General features: G+C 62.2%; 15 protein-coding genes. 8 read left to right on the forward strand and 7 right to left on the reverse strand.

Annotated features, from left to right (window positions below; translation table 11 throughout):
- The 3 genes from ACK4TM_RS06420 to ACK4TM_RS06430 form a co-directional block, all read left to right on the forward strand.
- On the forward strand, positions 1 to 744 hold a 744-nt coding region (locus ACK4TM_RS06420), incomplete at its 5' end, for a dioxygenase (protein ID WP_409698473.1).
- Positions 741 to 1,568, forward strand: coding sequence for an IclR family transcriptional regulator C-terminal domain-containing protein (locus tag ACK4TM_RS06425; protein WP_409698476.1), 828 nt, complete (start codon positions 741 to 743; stop codon positions 1,566 to 1,568). The genes ACK4TM_RS06420 and ACK4TM_RS06425, both read left to right, overlap by 4 nt.
- A gap of 87 nt (positions 1,569 to 1,655) precedes the next feature.
- Positions 1,656 to 3,104, forward strand: coding sequence for an amidohydrolase family protein (locus ACK4TM_RS06430; RefSeq protein ID WP_409698479.1), 1,449 nt, complete (start codon positions 1,656 to 1,658; stop codon positions 3,102 to 3,104).
- Positions 3,105 to 3,140: 36 nt separating this feature from the next.
- On the opposite strand, the gene ACK4TM_RS06435 is transcribed toward ACK4TM_RS06430, so the two are convergent.
- The gene (locus ACK4TM_RS06435) at positions 3,141 to 4,049 is read right to left on the reverse strand and encodes a hydrogen peroxide-inducible genes activator (RefSeq protein ID WP_409698482.1); all 909 of its coding nucleotides are present in this window, start codon (positions 4,047 to 4,049) and stop codon (positions 3,141 to 3,143) included.
- Positions 4,050 to 4,172: 123 nt separating this feature from the next.
- On the opposite strand from ACK4TM_RS06435, the gene katG reads away from it, so the two are divergent.
- On the forward strand, positions 4,173 to 6,347 hold the full coding sequence (katG, locus tag ACK4TM_RS06440; protein ID WP_409698485.1) for a catalase/peroxidase HPI: 2,175 nt from the start codon (positions 4,173 to 4,175) through the stop codon (positions 6,345 to 6,347).
- A gap of 36 nt (positions 6,348 to 6,383) precedes the next feature.
- Here katG and ACK4TM_RS06445 read toward each other — a convergent pair whose 3' ends face one another.
- From ACK4TM_RS06445 to ACK4TM_RS06470, 6 genes are read right to left on the reverse strand one after another with little or no spacing between them, the layout of a single operon-like run.
- Complete coding sequence (locus ACK4TM_RS06445; protein ID WP_409698488.1) at positions 6,384 to 7,217, reverse strand: TonB family protein; 834 nt, start codon at positions 7,215 to 7,217, stop codon at positions 6,384 to 6,386.
- Entirely contained in the window at positions 7,214 to 7,606 is a 393-nt protein-coding gene (locus tag ACK4TM_RS06450; protein WP_409698491.1) for an ExbD/TolR family protein, read from the reverse strand. The genes ACK4TM_RS06445 and ACK4TM_RS06450 overlap by 4 nt, the downstream gene beginning before the upstream one ends.
- A 4-nt stretch (positions 7,607 to 7,610) precedes the next feature.
- On the reverse strand, positions 7,611 to 7,982 hold the full coding sequence (locus ACK4TM_RS06455) for a biopolymer transporter ExbD (RefSeq protein WP_409698494.1): 372 nt from the start codon (positions 7,980 to 7,982) through the stop codon (positions 7,611 to 7,613).
- Entirely contained in the window at positions 7,975 to 8,637 is a 663-nt protein-coding gene (locus ACK4TM_RS06460) for a MotA/TolQ/ExbB proton channel family protein (RefSeq protein WP_409698497.1), read from the reverse strand. Before ACK4TM_RS06460 ends, ACK4TM_RS06455 begins: the two co-directional genes overlap by 8 nt.
- The gene (locus ACK4TM_RS06465) at positions 8,634 to 9,041 is read right to left on the reverse strand and encodes a hypothetical protein (RefSeq protein ID WP_409698500.1); all 408 of its coding nucleotides are present in this window, start codon (positions 9,039 to 9,041) and stop codon (positions 8,634 to 8,636) included. The genes ACK4TM_RS06460 and ACK4TM_RS06465 overlap by 4 nt, the downstream gene beginning before the upstream one ends.
- A complete protein-coding gene (locus ACK4TM_RS06470; protein ID WP_409698503.1) occupies positions 9,035 to 11,161 on the reverse strand; it encodes a TonB-dependent receptor domain-containing protein in 2,127 nt (708 codons plus the stop codon). The genes ACK4TM_RS06465 and ACK4TM_RS06470 overlap by 7 nt, the downstream gene beginning before the upstream one ends.
- Positions 11,162 to 11,374: 213 nt before the next feature.
- Between ACK4TM_RS06470 and ACK4TM_RS06475 the strand changes: the two genes are divergently transcribed.
- From ACK4TM_RS06475 to ACK4TM_RS06490, 4 genes are read left to right on the forward strand one after another with little or no spacing between them, the layout of a single operon-like run.
- Positions 11,375 to 12,415: a hemin-degrading factor gene (locus tag ACK4TM_RS06475; RefSeq protein ID WP_409698507.1), complete on the forward strand. Its 1,041-nt coding sequence runs from the start codon at positions 11,375 to 11,377 to the stop codon at positions 12,413 to 12,415.
- The gene (locus ACK4TM_RS06480) at positions 12,415 to 13,269 is read left to right on the forward strand and encodes a hemin ABC transporter substrate-binding protein (protein ID WP_409698510.1); all 855 of its coding nucleotides are present in this window, start codon (positions 12,415 to 12,417) and stop codon (positions 13,267 to 13,269) included. Before ACK4TM_RS06475 ends, ACK4TM_RS06480 begins: the two co-directional genes overlap by 1 nt.
- On the forward strand, positions 13,269 to 14,336 hold the full coding sequence (locus ACK4TM_RS06485) for a FecCD family ABC transporter permease (RefSeq protein WP_409698513.1): 1,068 nt from the start codon (positions 13,269 to 13,271) through the stop codon (positions 14,334 to 14,336). The genes ACK4TM_RS06480 and ACK4TM_RS06485 overlap by 1 nt, the downstream gene beginning before the upstream one ends.
- Positions 14,336 to 15,115: a heme ABC transporter ATP-binding protein gene (locus ACK4TM_RS06490; RefSeq protein ID WP_409698516.1), complete on the forward strand. Its 780-nt coding sequence runs from the start codon at positions 14,336 to 14,338 to the stop codon at positions 15,113 to 15,115. The genes ACK4TM_RS06485 and ACK4TM_RS06490 overlap by 1 nt, the downstream gene beginning before the upstream one ends.
- Positions 15,116 to 15,180 lie beyond the last annotated feature (65 nt).

Below are 15,180 nucleotides of genomic sequence, written 5' to 3' on the forward strand. Positions count from 1 at the left end.
ACCCGCGAGACGAACCTGACTCACGCCGAATGGATGGGCGTGCTGAATTTCATGTATGATTGCGGCAAGATTTCCACGCCGGAACGGCATGAATTCATCCTCGCCTCTGACGTGCTGGGTTTTTCAGCGCTGGTGGATATGATCAACACCCGCGGCGGCGGCACCGAAGGGTCGAACCTCGGGCCATTCTATCTGGATGATGCGCCGGTCAAGGAGCTGGGTGCCGATCTGGCGACCGACCGCGACGGTGTGATCATTCTGGCCAAAGGTGTGGTGCGCGACATTCTGGGCAAACCGCTGGCCGGTGCGATTGTAGATACATGGCAGGCTGACGGGTCTGGCACCTATCCCATTCAAGAACAGGAACGCGGGCAGGACAAACACGATCTGCGCGGCAAATTCACCACGAATGAAAAGGGTGAGTATTTCTATACTACCGTGCTGCCCAAACCCTATACCGTGCCTTTCGACGGCCCTGTCGGTGACCTGATGCGCGCGGGAAAGCGGCATCCGTGGCGCGCGGCACATCTGCATTATATCCTGCGCGCGCAGGGCTATCGCGATATCACCACCGAAGTTTTCTTTGAAAACACCGAATATGTCAACAATGATGCCGTTTTCGGTGTGCGCAAATCCTTGATCACATCACTGAAACCTGTGAAAAAAGGGCAGGATTTGGGCCTGCCATTGGAACGCACGCCTGATGCCATGTTTGAATTTGATTTTGTTCTGTCGCCCGAATGACACCGCGCGACGACGTGCAAGAGGTTAAGGTGACAGACAGACCCCCCGAATTCGTCGACGCCTTGGCCAACGGGATGCGGATACTGGAAAGTTTCGACGTCTCGCACAACGAAATGACGCTGAGCGAGGTTGCGCGCCTTGCGGACCTGACCCCTGCCACCGCGCGGCGCAGCCTGATCACGCTGGTCACGCTGGGCTATGTCGGGCAGGTCGGCAAACGGTTCCACCTGACGCCCAAGGTGATGGGGCTGGGATCGGCCTTTTATTTCGCCGCTGGCATCGATCAGGCGTTCCAGACCGAATTGCGCGCCTTGGTGGAATTGTTCGGTGACGCCAGTTCAGTGGCCAGCCTGCAAGGCCATGACGTGCTGTATGTCGCGCATTATTCGCAACAGCGTGCGCGCCGTGCCTCGGCTGTCGTGGGCGCGCGCTATCCGGCGCATGCCACATCCCTGGGCCGGGTCTTGTTGGCCGGCCTGCCGGATGAGCGGTTGGACGACTATTTCGCACAGGTCACACCTGTCAGCCTGACCAGCTGCACAGTAACCAACCGCGACGAATTGCGTCGTCTTGTCTACCGCGTGCGCGAACAGGGTTTTGCCACGACCGTGGATGAACTGGATTACGGCGTCACAGCGCTCGCCGTGCCGATCAGGGGCGCACAGGGCCAGACGGTCGCAGCACTGAACTCGTCAGGCTATAGCGGACAGGTCACGCCCGAAACCCTGGTCGCGAAACGCCTGCAGGAATTGCGCGCGGCGGCGTCCCGGCTCAGCCAGAATATCGCCCGTAATCCAGTGCTTGAATCTACCCTGTCAGCGTGAGGCCTCCTGCCCCGGCTGTCTGCATTTATTTTGAAAAGAAAGCGAATAATTTTTCGCACCTCGAAACATGGATAGGGAGGAGACCCCATGTGTAAACTCTGCAGGACGAACGCGGTGCATATGCCCGCCGGTGAAGGCAACCCGTCGCCCCGGCCAAGCCGCAAGCATCAGCCGGTGCCCCAAGGTGTCGGAGCACCGGGACGCAAGACGCTGATCAAGGGCGGCTATGTGCTGTCGATGGATGATGCCGTCGGCAACTTCACCAAAGGCGATGTGCTGATCGAAGGGACGAAGATCGTGCAGGTCGGCGCGGATATCGACGCCGGCGCAGCCGCCGTGATCGACGCCACCGGCCATGTCGTGATGCCCGGCTTCATCGACACCCACCACCACCAGTTCGAAACCGCCCTGCGCGCCTTTCTGGCGGATGCGGTCCTGATGAACGACGGCCGTCCGGGGGGAGAGTTCAATTATTATGAAATGATCCTGCAGAAATTCTCGATGCTCTACAGCCCCGAGGATGTCTATATCAGCGAATTGTTCGGCGGTTTGTCGCAGCTTGATGCCGGTGTCACCACGGTCATGGACACCAGCCAGATCCACCACAGCCCGGAACATTCCGATGCGGTGGTCAAAGCGTTGCACAACACGGGCCGCCGCGCCGTGTTCGGCTATTTCGAAGGCTGGGGCGACAAGGCGCAATATCCCAATGATGCCGCCCGGCTGCGCAAAGAACATTTTTCCAGCGATGACGGCCTGCTCAGCATGGTCATGGGCGGCGAGATTTATCTGCCCGGATATGAGGAAAGCTGGCGCATCGGGCGCGAATTGGGTCTGCCGATTGCCTTGCATGTCGTGGGCACCTTCGGGATGGCCCCGACCTTCGACGCGCTGGGGGCGGCGGGGAAGTTCGGGCCTGACAACATCTTCATTCACATGACCGGCATGTCCGATCAGGCCTGGCAACATGCGGCGGATGCGGGCGCGCATGTGTCGCTGTCCGTCCCGATCGAAATGCAGATGCGCCATGGCACGCCGCCCACGCAAAAGGTGCTGGATATGGGGATGACCGCATCGCTATCCACGGATGTCGAATGCACGATGACGGCGGATATGTTCACGCAGATGCGCAGCCTGATCACATCGCAGCGGATGTTCTGCAATGAAAAGGCGCTGCTGGGCGAAGATTATCCACAACTGCTCAGCGCGCTGGACGCGATCCGTTTCGCCACCCTGAACGGGGCGAAAGGCCTGCGCCTGGATCACAAGACTGGGTCGCTAACGCCCGGCAAAGAGGCGGATATTGTCCTGCTCGACGCCCATGCGCTGAATGTGGCACCGCTGAACCATGTTGCAGGCGCAGTCGTCACACTGATGGAACGGTCCAACGTGTCGACGGTCATCTGCGCCGGTCAGATCCGCAAATGGCAGGGCGAACTGCTGGGCCACGATATCGACGCTTTGCGCGGCAAGCTGGAGGCCAGCCGCGACGGATTGTTCACTGCCGCCGGGGTCGAACAGAACCTGTTCCGCTGAAGACAAAGGCTCTGGCTGCGGACGCCGCCAGAGCCATCACCGCGCGGCATCGCGTATCTTCAGCCCCGCCGCGCGGATGATATCGCCCAGTTTGACCAACTGGTTAGCCAAAGGGTTTGTGCTACGCCAGACCAGTCCGATACTGCGTTTGGGGGCCGGGGCGGCAAAGCGCGCGACGCAGATCCCCCCCGCCCTTTGTTCCAGATTCATCGCGATTTCGGGGATCAGCGTCACCCCCAGCCCCGCACCTACCATCTGCACCAATGTGGACAGCGAACTGCCCTCCATCACCTGCCGCGCCTTTACCTGCGTGATATCGCAGAACGACAATGCCTGGTCGCGGAAACAATGGCCTTCCTCCAAGAGTAACAACCGCATGGATTGCAGCGACTTCGGGCTTGGCACGGGTTTGCCCGCCTCACCTTCCGGGCGCACCAACACGAAATCCTCTTCGAACAAGGGCAGTTCACGCAGATTGGATTCCGAAATCGGCAGCGCCACGATGGCCAGATCAAGCCGCGCCTCCAACAGATCCTGTATCAATGCGTTGGTCACGGATTCGCGCAGTTCCAGCGTCACGCCCGGATAATCCCGCGCCAGCCCCGCCACGATATCGGGCAACAGATAGGGCGCAATCGTCGGGATAATCCCCAGCCGCAAGGCACCGGACAAGGGTGCGTCCAAAGCGCGCACCAGATTGCCCAGATCCTCGACCCCCGCCAGTATCTTGCAGCCCTGGCGCAACAACTCTTCGCCCGTCGCCGTCAGAAACACCTTGCGTGACCCACGTTCGACAAGTGGCGTGCCGAACATATTTTCCAGCTCCTTGACCTGCAAGGACAACGCTGGCTGTGAAATCGCGCAGGCATCCGCCGCGCGGCCAAAATGCTGATGCTTGGCCAAAGCCTCGAAATAGCGCAGCTGTTTCAATGTCACATTCATCATAAGTTTAAACTATCAAAAATTACAATTTATTCAATTGGAATTTATGATCTGACTACGGTAAGGACCGTCCATGATCAAACTGTCATGACCGCATGTCAGCCTGAACGAGTAAAGGAGAACACGATGGACGGAAACAACGTAAACCGCAGTGGCGGGTGCCCCGTGATGCACGGCAGCAATGCCGGGATCAAGGACGGCACCGCCGCGAAATGGTGGCCCAACGGCCTGAACCTGAGCATCCTGCATCAGCACGGCGCGCGCAACAATCCGATGGACGCTGACTTCAATTTCCGCGAGGCCGTGAAATCGCTCGATTACGAAGGCGTCAAGGCTGACCTGCACGCGCTGATGACCGACAGCCAGGATTGGTGGCCCGCCGACTGGGGGCATTATGGCGGTTTGTTCATCCGTCTGGCATGGCATGCCGCAGGGTCTTACCGTCTCGGCGACGGGCGCGGGGGCGGCGGCAACGGCAACCTGCGTTTCGCGCCGCTGAATTCCTGGCCTGACAATGCCAGCCTTGATAAGGCGCGCCGCCTGCTGTGGCCGATCAAGAAGAAATATGGCAATGCCCTGTCCTGGGCTGACCTGATCATCCTGTCGGGCACTGTCGCCTATCAGTCCATGGGCCTGAAAACCTTTGGCTTCGGCTTTGGGCGCGAAGATATCTGGGCCCCCGAAGAAGATATCAACTGGGGCAACGATTCCGTCCTGCTCGCCCCCACGAACGAACGTTTGACCGATATTCAGGACCCCAACAGCATGTACGATCCGCTGGCGGCGTCCCATATGGGTCTGATCTATGTGAACCCGGAAGGCGTGAACGGCCAACCTGATCCGGCACTGACAGCCAAATATGTCCGCATGACATTCCTGCGTATGGCGATGAACGACGAAGAAACCGCGGCCCTGACCGTCGGCGGTCACACCGTCGGCAAATGCCACGGCATGGCCGCCGATATCGGCATCGCGCCCGAAGGTGCCACGATTGCAGACGGCGGCTTTGGCTGGAGCAATCCTGCGTTCAATGGTCAGGCCAACACCGCCCATACCTCTGGTCTTGAGGGTGCGTGGACATCGAACCCCACCCAATGGGACAACGGCTATCTGGCACTGCTGTTCGGCTATGAATGGGAATTGAAGAAATCCCGCGCCGGTGCCTTCCAGTGGGAACCGATCAACATCCGCGAAGAAGACAAGGTGCCAGACGCGTCAGACCCCAGCATCCGGCACAACCCGATCATGACCGACGCCGATATGGCGATGAAGGTCGACCCGATCTATCGCGAGATTTGTGAACGGTTCCGCAACGATCATGCCTATATGTCCGAAACCTTCGCCCGGGCGTGGTTCAAACTGACCCACCGCGACATGGGACCAAAGGTTAACTACTACGGCCCCGACGTCCCGGCCGAGGATCTGATCTGGCAAGACCCGGTGCCTGCAGGCAATACCGGCTATGACGTGGATGCGGTGAAGTCCGCCATTGCCGCCAGCGGTCTGACCGGGGCCGAGATGATCGCCACTGCATGGGACAGCGCCCGCACCTTCCGCGGATCGGACAAACGCGGTGGCGCCAATGGCGCGCGCATCCGTCTGGCCCCGATGAAAGATTGGGAAGGCAATGAACCTGCCCGTTTGACCAAAGTGCTTGCCGCACTGGAACCGATTGCCGCACAACATGGCGCGTCGCTTGCCGATGTGATCGTGCTTGCTGGCAGTGTCGGGGTGGAACAGGCGATCAAAGCCGCCGGTCACACGATGGCGGTCCCCTTCGCACCCGGTCGCGGCGATGCCAGCGACGAACAGACGGATGGCGAAAGCTTCGCCTCGATGGAACCGTCATCCGACGGGTTCCGCAACTGGCATATGGACGGGATGCAATCCAGCCCGGAAACCATGTTGCTGGACCGTGCGCAATTGCTGGGGCTGACTGGCCCGGAAATGACTGTCCTGGTCGGCGGCATGCGGGTGCTGGGCACCAATTACGGTGGGTCCGGCCATGGTGTCTTCACGGATCGTGAAGGGCAGTTGACGACAGACTTCTTCGTCAACCTGACCGACATGGCCAATAGCTGGCATCCGGTTGCGGACGGCACGTTCGAATTGCGTGATCGCAAGACAGGCGCGGTGAAATGGACCGCGACCAGCGCTGATCTGGTGTTCGGATCCAATTCTATCCTGCGCGCCTATGCCGAAGTCTATGCGCAGGATGACAACACCGAAAAGTTCCTGCGCGATTTCGTCGCCGCATGGACCAAGGTGATGAACGCCGACCGCTACGATCTGGTCGCCTGATGCACAAAGGACCAGGCAGCACGAATGCCTGGTCCGTCACGATCTTCCGACGAATTCAAAGCTGAAAGCGGTTTGCGCCCCCGCAGGAGGCGGCGGAAACGGCGCCGAGCGCTGGATATGTTCCATCGCCATCTGGTCAAGCGCCGGTGATCCCGATGACCGCGCGACTGCCACACTGACGAGCGTACCCGCCCCCCCGATCTGAAAGCTGACCAAGACTGTACCGCGTGACGGTGCCGTTTGCCGGCGCTGCCGCGTGATCTGGCGCAAGACCTGACCGGGATAATTTGCCGCTGCCGCCTGCCCGCCTGCGGTATCCTGTGCAGGGGCTTCGCCGGATGCGGCGGCCTGTCCGCCTTGCTGACCTTGCGCGCTGCCACGATTGGCATGGGTCTGGGCGTTGCCCGCGGGCTGGGCAGGTGCTGCTTGCGCCGCGCGTTGTTGTGGCGCACGGTCGGGCCGCGCGACGGGGCGGACAGAGGTAACCGGCGCCGTATCCTCGGCGATGGCGGTGGTTGTCTGCGGCGCGACGGAACTTGCGGTTTGTGTCACCGGCACCGTCGCAGTCGGCACGACGGAAGGCTGCGCTGTCACTGGGACCGCCAGATCGGCGGCGTCAGATGCTGGCAGGCTCAGTGTCGGCTGCGTCGCGGGGACCTGCACAGCAGGTTGCGCTGCCTGCGTGACGGGAGCCGCCCCCGCCACGAAATCCTCGAACGCGGCACCAATGGCTGCGATATCCGCCGTGCCGCCGCCTGTGATCAGCACCGGCTCTTCCTTTGGTGCGGCAATCAGCAGAACCGCCGCATGCAGGACCCCCGACAGGGCGAGCGCGACCGCACCACCTGCAAAAGCGCGCGCGCGCATCATTGCTCCACCCCCTGTTGGGTGATTAGCCTAATATCCCGCCCGGTGATCGCGCGCAGCTCGACCGCAACAGCGATCAGATCCCTTGCGGCCAGATTGCGGTCAGGCAAGATTCGCAGCGCTGGCCCGTCGGGCCCATCCACCTGCCCCGTCGCGAAATCTGGAACCGTCGTCGGCTCCCCATGCCAAAGCATGGCGCCATCAGCGCGCAGGACAAGCGCATCATCCGGGACATTGGCGTCTGGCAGATTGGCGTCGATCAGCGTGATTTCGCGGTCGGCGGGCCGGGCTATCTGACCGGCCACAAGAAAGAAAACCAACATCAGAAAGACAACGTTGATCAGGGCGATCGTCGGTTCCGGCTTGTTGCGGGGCGGGGGGGCAAGGCGCATCGGTTCAGCCTCCGATCAGGCGCAGGCTGACGCCCGGCACGCTTTGCGCGGTGACCAGCACATCCACCAGCGCTTGGGCCGTCACGCCATCGGCGGCGACAATCAGAACCAGCGTCGCTTCCAGTGCGGCCAGTGCGGCAGGCAAATCTGTCAAGGTCACATCCGTGACATTCAGCCGGATACCATCGGGCTGTACCCGCAGAAAGGCCGGGGCAGGCCCGTCGGGCACGGTGGTGCCCCCGGTCGCTGTCAGAAACGGCAGATCGCCATAACGGGTAAAGGTCGACGACAGCATGAAGAACAACAGCAGCAAAAAGATGACATCGATCAGCGATGTCATCGAAAGCCGTCGGCGTTGCCTTGCTTGCCTAAGCATGGGCAAGCCCAGCCTCGGGCGCAGGCTCTTTGCGCGGGGCGGCCAATCCGGGGCGCAATGCGCCTTCGATCAACGTTTCTGCCATTCGCCGCTCGCTGGCCATGCGACCTTCGAACCAGGACAGGATCGCGCTCAGCGGCATGGCAACCGCGAGCCCTGCTGCAGTGGTCATCAGCGCCACCCAGATCCCCCCTGCAAGAACGGAAGGATCGACACTATTGCCCGCCTCCTGCATCGCGCGAAACGCGTCAATCATGCCCAGAACGGTGCCGAACAGGCCCAGCAACGGCGCAGTTTGTGCGACCACCTCCAGCAGGCGGAACCCGCCTTCCAACCGGGCCAATCGCCCTTCGACATAGACATAAAGCCGTTCGCGCGCATCGCTCGCCTGAAGCGCCAGTGTCAGTACCGACCCCAGATGGGATTGTGCCGCCTCAGCCATGGCAATCGCGCGGGCGTTCTGGCCTGCGTCCGACGCAGCCAATGCAGCCATCAGCGGCGCGTGCCGTCCGACGCCCGCTGCCGCGAATTGCCACAGTTTCCACAGCACGACCGCGCCTGACAGCACGGACAATGCGATGATCACGCCGACCACCCAGCCGCCTAGGTCGATAAAGCCCAGAATGGCGTCGCGCGCCTGATAAAGATGAATCATTGCAGTACCTCTACATCCTCGACCGATCCGGTCACGCGCAACGCTTGCGCACAATCCCTGGCCTCCAGCTCCGCGCCGGCGCAGCTGGCCACGCCATTGATCAGCACCTGCGCGATCCCGGCGCAATCCTGTCCAGCCACATCAAACTGGCGCACCCGGCGCGCGCCTTCTGGCAAGTCGCCAAAGTCGAAAAGGGTCAGCGCGGCAACCCGGCCATCGCGGTCAAACAGCACGGTTTCCAGCGCCAGCGCCGACAGATCCGCCAGGCTGTTGTCGGCGACAAAGGTCAGGCGGCAGGCATCCTGCACCGGGTCCAGCCGGTTGAGATCCAGCGCGATGCCGCCGTCCTCCTGTGCCGCCGCAGATGTTGCGACGGCAAGGGCAAGGATCAGATACCTTACCATGAGAAGGTCCGTGCGAGAGCGACCTTGAAGGTCCGCCCGCGTCCCTGATCAGAAGACAGGTTGTTGCGGTAATCGGTGTCGAACAGGTTTTCGACTGCCAGCTGCACATCGAACCCGTCCAGCGCGCCAGTTTGCGGACGCCATGTCACGAACACATCCTGTGTCGTGTAGGCATCATAGCTGGTGCTGGTGATCACACCCGTGTTTGTGCTGCGGCTTGATGTCGTGATGTCATCGACGAAAGTGCCGCGCCAGCCGAATTCCAGCCCTTGGTCCGGCAACCGCCCGCCCAGTGTTAACGCGACCGTATCGGCCGGGGCTGTGGAAAGCGTGTAGCCAAAATCACGGTCGGTGGCACGCACGGTGGACAAGGCGAGACGGCCAAAAACATCGTTCGCCTCATAACCCGCCTCAATCTCGGCCCCTTCGAATTCGGCGCGGGCGACGTTGCGGAAGAACACAGTGTCAGTGCCGGGCGTGGTGGTGATCAATCCGTCGATGTGGTTGCGGAACGCGGTCAGTTTCAGTTGCAGATTATCGTCCGCTGTGAACAATCCGTCCCGGTTATAGGTCAGGCCGAGTTCGATATTGGTCGCCTCTTCCTTTTCCAGATCCAGTGCCGGGCCTTTGGTCCCAGAATAGGAATAAAGCTCGTCCAATGTCGGCAGACGTTCTGTCCGCGCGACCGAGCCGAAGACCGAAAGGTCATCCGTCACCTCATAAAGTGCCGCCAATGACAGCGCCGTCGCGTTATCCGTGACCCTTTCCGCGCCGGGAACGCCGCTGCCCGCCTCGCGTTCAGCGAAATCGATCCGCGCGCCGGGGATGATGGTCAGCCGGTCACCGATCACGAATTCCGATTGTGCATAGACACCAATCTTGCGGTCAGTCCCTTCTGGGTGGAAGCCCAGCGGCCCAGCGCTGTCGGCGACCCGGTCCTGATGCGTGGCCTGCAGGCCGAAGGTCAGGAAATTGTTCCAACCCGCGCCGCTGAAATCAGCCGTGTTTTCGGCCTTCAGCATCGTGGTGCGATAGGCATAGGTCACGTCGCAGAAGACGTTGTTATTGCTGGGGGTCGGTGAACAGCTTTGCGGAACGCCAGCAAGATTGCGGGCGTTGGATTGTTCGACAGTCGTGTCCGCATATGACAATTGAACGCGCGGATTGAAGAAGCCCCCACCCTGCTGTTCCCATTCCACATTGAAAGTGTCGTCGGTCACCGTGCGATCAACCCGGCCAAAGATATCGTCGATCGTCATCCCAGGCGCGATTGCGTTATTACCGGCGGACGTCTGCACCAATGCCGCGTTATCGGCGTCCGAAGAAAACCGTTGCGCAGACAAACGCAGGGTCTGCGTGTCGTTCAACTGAAATGTGCCTTTGAGCAGCATGGAAGGCGCTTCGAATTCGCTGCCCCGCACGTCATTGCCCGCCCCATCTTGATAGTCATCGGATGTGCGATAACCCAAGGCCGCCAGAAATTCTGCGCCCTCGGTTGGCCGTGCCGCATAGATCAGTGACCCCAGTTGCCCGTTGCCGTTGCTGTCATAGCCATATTTCAGCCGCAACGCGCCGCTGCCACCTGCGGGGATGAAATCACCAGCGTCCTTGGTCTCGAAATTCACCACACCGCCCACAGCGCCAGATCCATAAAGTGTGGCCGATCCCGGCCCGCGCAACACCTCGACCCGGCGGTAAAGTTCGGGGTCGGAAAAGAACGATCCCAGCCGGTATTGCTCATAGAATTTCGGTACGCCGTCCACATTGACGATGATACGTGCCTCTGACGCGGATTGTTCGGTCGCCCCGATCCCGCGGATGTTGAAGGCAAAGCCCAGCGGCCGGTCCGCCCCTGCGGTCTGCGCGCCCGGCACGTTACGCAGGATCTGCCCTACATTGGCCGCCTGTTCGCGGTCGATATCATCCTGATCCAGCACGGACACTGCCTGCGGCGTGTCAATCGCCACTTTCTGCTGGCCCGCGCCGAAGATCAGCCGCCCCAAAAAGGTGCTTCCGTCAAATTCGGCCTGCTGCGCATGCGCCGCCCCCGCCGATAGAATCGCTGTCGTCATCAGCAGGCAGGTCAACCCCAGCCCGCGCGGGCGCATACGCATTTTCATTCCAAACACTCCATCCAACTATTATTGATTTTGGCTGGCTGTTCGGCTGGCGCATCGCAGGGACTTGACCCCCGACGAAGAGCGCTCTAAGCAACCTGACAGAAATAGTCAAGTATGCGTCAGATCTTCCAGCCATGCTCGTTGAGGCAACGCCAGATCCGGGACCTAACGCTTCCACGCCTGCCCGCATGGTAGGCTCAACGGAGGTCACCCATGATTCTATCCCCCCAAAGCGCCGAAGCCATCGCAACCGCGCGCGCCGACAAACCCAAGATGCGTGAACGCGATCTGGCCGAAGTGCTGGGCATCCGCGAGGCGGAAATCCTTGCCGCTGACCTTGGCAACGGCGTACGCCGGATCGTGGCGGACCCGGCGCGACTGCTGCCACGGGTCGAGGCATTGGGCGATGTGATGGCGCTGACCCGCAACGATCACTGCGTTCATGAACGGCGCGGCGTCTATACGGGGTTTCACGCCGGGACCCATGCTTCGATGGTACTGGGCACAGATATCGACCTACGGATCTTTCCGCGCCACTGGGTGCATGGGTTCGCGGTGGAACGCGCCGGGGCCGATGGCACCAGACGGAGCCTGCAAATATTCGATGCCGCCGGCGATGCGGTGCATAAAATCCATCTTGGGCCGGAATCGGATATCGCGGCCTTTGACGCGCTGGTCACCGATCTGGCGATTGCCGACGACGCCGCCTTTGACCTCGCCGCGCGCCTCATCCCCCCGCCCGTTCAGGTGAACGAGGAAAAACTGGACGAACTGCGCAGCAGTTGGGCGGCGATGACCGATACCCATCAGTTTGTCCCGATGACCAACCGGCTGAAATTTGACCGTCTGGGCGCAAACCGTTCCATCGGCGCGCCCTGGGCCACACAATTGCCTGTCACGGCAGTGGAAGACGCGCTGCGTCAGGCGGGCGCGCAGGGCCTGCAGATCATGGTCTTTGTCGGCAATCGGGGCTGTATTCAGATCCATTCCGGCACCGTGCATCGGCTGGAACCGATGGGGCCATGGTTCAACGTGCTGGACCCCCGGTTCAACCTGCATCTGCGCGCTGACAACGTGGCCGAAGCCTGGCTGGTGCGCAAACCCACCAAACGCGGCGACGCGATCTCGGTCGAGGCTTTTGACAAGGACGGGCAGTTGATCCTGCAAATCTTTGGCAAACGCGCAGAGGCCGCGACCGAGACCAAAGGCTGGGACCAACTGGCCGACACCCTGGCAGCCGGGGTGCCGGCGTGATGATCCGTCACGCCATTCTGGCCGCAGCGTTGGCCATCGCCCCGGCGGCCAATGCCGAAAGCCCCAGCCGCGTCATCGCGGCGGGCGGATCAGTCGCCGAAATCATCCACGCCCTTGGGGCCGCCGACCGCCTGATCGCGCGCGACACCACCTCCACCTACCCGGCCGAGGTCGCATCCTTGCCCGACATCGGCTATGTCCGCGCCTTATCCGCTGAAAATCTGGTCGCGATGGACCCCGACATGATCATCGCGGAACATGACGCAGGCCCGCCCGAAGTGCTCGATGTTCTCACCCGGACCGGTATTCCGTTGGTGATGGTGCCACAGGCGCTTGACCCCGGCGGCGTGACCGCCAAGATCGCCGCCGTGGCCGAAGCGCTTGATATGCCCGAAGCAGGGCAGGCGCTCCAAGCCAGCGTCGCTGCCAAACTGGACGAGGCCCGCGCCACAGGTGCGGCCTTGCCACAGGCCCCGCGCGTGATGTTCATCCTGTCGATGCAGGGCGGACGCTTGCTGGTCGGCGGCGCGGGCAGCTCTGCCGAGGCGATGATCACCCTGGCCGGCGGCGTCAATGCGGTGACGGGCCTCGACGGTTACAAACCCCTGACCGACGAGGCCGCGATTGCCGCCGCCCCCGACCTGATCCTGATGATGGATCGCGGCGGCGACCACGAAGTATCGGTGAGCGATGTCACCAACCATCCGGCACTGCGGTTGACGCCTGCCGGATCGGCGGGGCGTGTCGTGATGATGGACGGGCTTTACCTGCTTGGCTTTGGCCCGCGCACCGGTGACGCAGCACTTGACCTGACCGCACAGTTTCAGCGCCTGAATGGGCAGCGTGACGGCTGATGGTCGCCATGGACTATACCGCCGCCCTGCCCGGCGACCGCAGCCCGCGCGCAAGGCTGGTGGCCTACGCCCTTGCTGGCCTGCTGCTGCTGACCTGCATTCTCAGCCTGTCGCATGGCGCATCGGGCGTGCATCTGGGCAGTCTGGCACAGGCGTGGTGGTCGGGCGAGACCCTGCCCGACCGTGACCGTCTGATCCTATGGGAAATCCGCCTGCCAAGGATGCTGACCGGCGTATTGGTGGGCGCCTCGCTGGCTGTCGGCGGCGCCGTGATGCAAGGATTGTTCCGCAATCCGCTGGCCGATCCGGGGCTGGTCGGCGTCGGCGCGGGTGCAGGGCTGGGCGCGGTATTGGCGATTGTGCTGGGTGGGTTGGCGCCAGCCTGGGTCACAGCGGCGCTGGGCTGGCAGATGGTGCCGGTGGCGGCTTTTGTCGGCGGCTGGCTATCCACGCTGGTCCTTTACCGCGTGTCCACCCGTGCGGGGCGCACTTCGACGGCAACGATGCTGCTGGCGGGGATCGCGCTGGGTGCATTGGCCGGGGCAGCGACAGGCATTCTGGTTTATATCGCCGATGACCGGCAATTGCGCGACCTGACCTTCTGGGGTCTTGGCTCTCTTGGCGGCGCATCATGGCCAAAGATCGCAGCCGCCGGGCCGGTCATGCTGCTTGCGCTGCTGGCGGCACCTTTTCTGGCGCGCGGGCTGAACGGTCTGTCACTGGGCGAAGCTGCGGCACATCACATCGGCCTGCCCGTGCAGCGGGTCAAGCATGTCGCCATCCTGACCGTCGCCGCGGCCACCGGCGCGGCAGTCGCCGTGTCGGGGGGCATCGGGTTCATCGGGATTGTCGTGCCGCATCTGCTGCGGCTGGCGACCGGGCCGGACCACCGCTATCTGCTGGTCAACGCAGCCTTGCTTGGCGCAACCTTGCTGCTGCTGGCCGATCTAATCGCGCGCAGCATCATCGCACCTGCAGAATTGCCCATCGGGATCATCACAGCCGTGCTGGGTGCGCCGGTGTTCCTGTGGATTCTGCTGCGGCGGCGCGGCTTGGTGGATATGTGATGCTGAGCATCCGCAACCTGCAAGTTTCCCTTGGCCGCGCCAAGGTTCTGCACGGGATCAACGCCAGTGCGGCACCCGGACGCATCATTGCTGTGATCGGGCCGAACGGGTCGGGCAAGACCACGCTGCTGCGCGCGATTTCGGGCGATGTCGGCTATCAGGGCCGGATCGCGATTGATGACCATGACCTTGCGCAACTCAAGCCATGGGAACTGGCCGCACGGCGCGGGGTGCTGCCACAGGCGGCGACCTTGGCCTTCCCCTTCACCGTCGCCGAGGTCGTGCGCCTTGGCCTGACCAGCGGCACCCAGGCCGACCGGACCGATCTGATCACGCGCGCGCTGGCAGAGGTGGACCTGACCGGGTTTTCCGGTCGCTATTATCAGGAACTGTCCGGCGGACAGCAGGCCCGCGTGCAACTGGCCCGCGTGCGGGTGCAGGTCTGGGACCCCGTGCAGAACGGGATGGCGCGCTGGCTGTTTCTGGATGAACCGGTGGCGAGCCTTGATATCGCTCATCAGATCGGGGTGATGCGGGTGCTGCGCCGTTTTGCTGATGCTGGTGGCGGGGTGGTGATGGTGCTGCATGACCTGAACCTTGCAGCGATGGTGGCCGATGATGTCTGGCTGATCCATGACGGCAAGTTGCTGGATGCAGGCGCGCCTGTGCAAGTGATCGGCGGCTCGGCACTCGCCACCGCCTATGGCTGTCCGATCGCTGCAAACCAGATACCGCCCGATGGGGCGACCTTTGTGCTGCCGCACGGGCTCTGGGCCTGATCCGAACAAGGCCGGGCTATGTCGATCTTGCGTCAGTCGCCTTGATACTGCGCTTGTCGGTCGCC

The organism is Yoonia sp. (assembly GCF_046292185.1).
Classification (GTDB): Bacteria; Pseudomonadota; Alphaproteobacteria; order Rhodobacterales; family Rhodobacteraceae; genus Yoonia.

What these genes read in the sequence shown, in the direction of transcription:
- ACK4TM_RS06425 (WP_409698476.1), top strand. Translation starts at nt 741, where the DNA reads ATGACACCGCGCGACGACGTGCAAGAGGTTAAGGTGACAGACAGACCC.
- ACK4TM_RS06430 (WP_409698479.1), top strand. Translation starts at nt 1,656, where the DNA reads ATGTGTAAACTCTGCAGGACGAACGCGGTGCATATGCCCGCCGGTGAA.
- ACK4TM_RS06435 (WP_409698482.1), bottom strand. Translation starts at nt 4,049, where the DNA reads ATGATGAATGTGACATTGAAACAGCTGCGCTATTTCGAGGCTTTGGCC.
- katG (WP_409698485.1), top strand. Translation starts at nt 4,173, where the DNA reads ATGGACGGAAACAACGTAAACCGCAGTGGCGGGTGCCCCGTGATGCAC.
- ACK4TM_RS06445 (WP_409698488.1), bottom strand. Translation starts at nt 7,217, where the DNA reads ATGATGCGCGCGCGCGCTTTTGCAGGTGGTGCGGTCGCGCTCGCCCTG.
- ACK4TM_RS06450 (WP_409698491.1), bottom strand. Translation starts at nt 7,606, where the DNA reads ATGCGCCTTGCCCCCCCGCCCCGCAACAAGCCGGAACCGACGATCGCC.
- ACK4TM_RS06455 (WP_409698494.1), bottom strand. Translation starts at nt 7,982, where the DNA reads ATGCTTAGGCAAGCAAGGCAACGCCGACGGCTTTCGATGACATCGCTG.
- ACK4TM_RS06460 (WP_409698497.1), bottom strand. Translation starts at nt 8,637, where the DNA reads ATGATTCATCTTTATCAGGCGCGCGACGCCATTCTGGGCTTTATCGAC.
- ACK4TM_RS06465 (WP_409698500.1), bottom strand. Translation starts at nt 9,041, where the DNA reads ATGGTAAGGTATCTGATCCTTGCCCTTGCCGTCGCAACATCTGCGGCG.
- ACK4TM_RS06470 (WP_409698503.1), bottom strand. Translation starts at nt 11,161, where the DNA reads ATGAAAATGCGTATGCGCCCGCGCGGGCTGGGGTTGACCTGCCTGCTG.
- ACK4TM_RS06475 (WP_409698507.1), top strand. Translation starts at nt 11,375, where the DNA reads ATGATTCTATCCCCCCAAAGCGCCGAAGCCATCGCAACCGCGCGCGCC.
- ACK4TM_RS06480 (WP_409698510.1), top strand. Translation starts at nt 12,415, where the DNA reads ATGATCCGTCACGCCATTCTGGCCGCAGCGTTGGCCATCGCCCCGGCG.
- ACK4TM_RS06485 (WP_409698513.1), top strand. Translation starts at nt 13,269, where the DNA reads ATGGTCGCCATGGACTATACCGCCGCCCTGCCCGGCGACCGCAGCCCG.
- ACK4TM_RS06490 (WP_409698516.1), top strand. Translation starts at nt 14,336, where the DNA reads ATGCTGAGCATCCGCAACCTGCAAGTTTCCCTTGGCCGCGCCAAGGTT.